2 protein-coding genes and 1 pseudogene are annotated in these 2,474 nt (G+C 74.7%); all 3 read right to left on the reverse strand.

Translation table 11 applies throughout. The annotated features are described in order from the left end of the window. Window positions 1–1,395, reverse strand: a pseudogene (locus IH13_RS0129455) (ATP-binding protein); the annotation flags it as partial. Window positions 1,396–1,594: 199 nt separating this feature from the next. Continuing rightward, window positions 1,595–1,801 carry a hypothetical protein gene (locus IH13_RS0129460; protein ID WP_031089097.1) on the reverse strand — a complete coding sequence of 69 codons (207 nt, stop codon included), beginning with the start codon at window positions 1,799–1,801 and terminating at the stop codon, window positions 1,595–1,597. A gap of 46 nt (window positions 1,802–1,847) precedes the next feature. Further along, a partial coding sequence (locus IH13_RS0129465) for a lanthionine synthetase LanC family protein (protein ID WP_031089099.1) occupies window positions 1,848–2,474 on the reverse strand: 627 nt, incomplete at its 5' end.

Genomic DNA, 2,474 nt, shown 5'->3' on the forward strand with positions numbered 1-2,474 from the left:
TGTGTATAAGAGACAGGCGCCGGCCAGCGCCAAGGCGCCGTCCAGGTCCCCGCTCTCGGCCCTCGCCACCGCCAGGGACTCGGTGACGGCGGCCCGGTCGGCCTCCGCCGCCAGGGAGTGGGCCCGCTCCAGCAGCACCACGGCCGAACCGTGCGACCCCGCCGCGAGCATCCGCCGTCCCGCCTCGGCGAACTGCAGCGCCGCGCCCGCGCGGTTGCCCGCCGCGAGCTCCAGGGACGCGACGAGCTGACGCCGGTCCTCGTCCAGCGGATCACCCGAGCGCTCCACGGCCGTGGCGGCCCGGCGGGCGAGCGCCGCGCGTTCCGCGGGGGCGAGCGAGGAGACCAGCGCCTCCGCGGTGAGCGTGTGCCGGAACGCGTAGCGGTCGGGGGCCGCCCCGTCGGGGGCGATCACCCCGGTCTCGACCGCGGAGCGCAGATGCGTGAACAGGGCCCGGTCCTCCAGACCGGTCACGGTCTGCAGGACGCCCACGGAGAACTGGCTGCCGAGGGTGGGCTCGTCCAGCCGGTCGAGTCTTCGGGCCCAACCGCGCAGGATGCGCGACGGAAGTGCGCCGTCCGGCTGCTCCGCCGCCTCCCAGCCGCCCTCCGTGCGCCGCAGCCGCCCGGTGTCGAGCAGATCCGCGAGGAGCACCTCCACCAGGTACGGGTTGCCCGCGGCGCGCTCCGTCAGCCGGCGCAGGACGTCCGGCGGTATCCGCTCGGGCGGCACCTCCAGACATGCCCCGGTCAGGACGTGCACCTGCGCCTCGTCCAGCGCGCCCAACTCCCGTACCAGCGCGGTGTTCCGCTGCTCGGCCGAGCGGACGAGGTCGAGGGCCGTGCCGGGTTCCGGGCGCAGCGTGCCCAGCAGCAGGACCGGCAGGTCCCCCAGGTTGTCCACGACGTACTCGACGACCGCGAGGGTCTCCGTGTCGCAGTCGTGCAGGTCCTCCAGCAGCATCACGCAGCCGGTGTCCCTGCCCAGTACCGACAGCAACCGCAGCAGCGCCTCAGCCAGTTCGACGACGGTCTCGGTGTAGCCGGAGGACGCGGGCGAGCGCCACTCCGGCACGAGTCTCGCCAACGCCGGGTGGTAGGGCGCCAGTTCCGGGTCCGTGGGGGTGCCGGCCGCCCGGAAGTGGGACGAGAGGGCCTCCACCAGGGGACGGAACGGTACGACCAGACCGGTCGAGCCGGACCGCCCGCGCAGCACCGGCATGTCCAGCCCGTAGGCCCGGTAGGCGCATTCACCGACCAGCCGGGACTTGCCGATCCCCGCCTCGCCGAGGAGGAACAGCGCGCGCCCCGAACGCCGTCGCACGGCGTCCAGGGCGCTGCCCAGCAGGACGATCTCGTCGTCCCGCCCCACGATGACCGGCGAAGTGGCTCGCATGCGCGCAGGCTACTGGAGCCGTGGAGAGCGCGGCAGTAGGCGCATTCGCCGGAATCCGGTGCGTTGTCCCGCGAAAGGGGCCGAAGCGGGGTGGCACAGGGGGCCGGAGCGCAACGGAGAGGCGACGGCTGGTCAGAACAGTGCGGTGACCGGGGCGGTGACGGGGGTCGGAACGCGGTGACCGGTACGGTGACGGTGGTCAGAACGCGGTGATCGGGGCGGTGAAGGTGGTCAGCGGCAGCTCGGGGCCGTAGCCGCCGTCGCCGTCAGACGAGCTGAGAAGTCTGCTGCGCAGCCCCAGCGCCCCGCCGGAACCGAGCGAGATCCGGCCCGCCGGGTGCTCGGAGGTGCCGTCGTACGCCGTGGTGGCGGCTGTGTACAGGGCCGATTCGCTGATCTGCGTCATGTCTGCCTCACTTGTCGGTGATCAGGGATGAGTCATCAGGGAAGGGTCATCGGTGACGGGTCGCCGGTGACGGGTCATCGACCGTGGTCGGTGACGGGGATACGGAGAGGGCCGGGCGCCCCGGGCGGATCCCGGGGGAGTGGCGCAGGAGCAGGGCGGAACCGATCCGGTCGGGGAATCCCGCCCGCAGCAGCCCGTGCCCGATTCCTGACAGGCCGGTGAGCAGCCCGGGGTGCGGTACGTGTCCGGGCGTCCCGCAGTGCGGGCGCGCCCGGTCGGCGGCGGCCAGCAGGGTGCCGGTCCGGCGCAGCCAGTGGGGGCGGGCCTGGGGCAGGGCGCCGTGGCCCAGCAGCTCCAGCACGCCCAGTTCGCCGTGGCAGAGGCTGTCGTCCGCGAGCGAGGGGGCCGCGGCCAGCTCACCGGCCCGGTCCGCCAGCCAGCCGGACAGTTCGGGGTCGGCCAGGGCCTCGGGGCTGTCGGCGACCGCGAGCGCGATCCCCGTCGTCCCCCCGCACCACGCCTGGCCGTCGTGGGAGCCGCGCACCGCACGGCGCAGGGCGCCGAGCCCCGCCTCGCGGTACCGCGGACCGCCTCCCGCGCCGGCGAACCGCAACAGCGCCCAGCCGATGCCCGCCGCCCCGTCGGCGAACCCCCCGGCCGCCGGCAGCGGTGC

This window comes from Streptomyces sp. NRRL WC-3549 (assembly GCF_000721935.1).
Classification (GTDB): domain Bacteria; phylum Actinomycetota; class Actinomycetes; order Streptomycetales; family Streptomycetaceae; genus Streptomyces.

Coding starts and splice junctions, on each gene's coding strand:
- IH13_RS0129460 (WP_031089097.1), bottom strand. CDS start 1,801: ATGACGCAGATCAGCGAATCGGCCCTGTACACAGCCGCCACCACGGCG.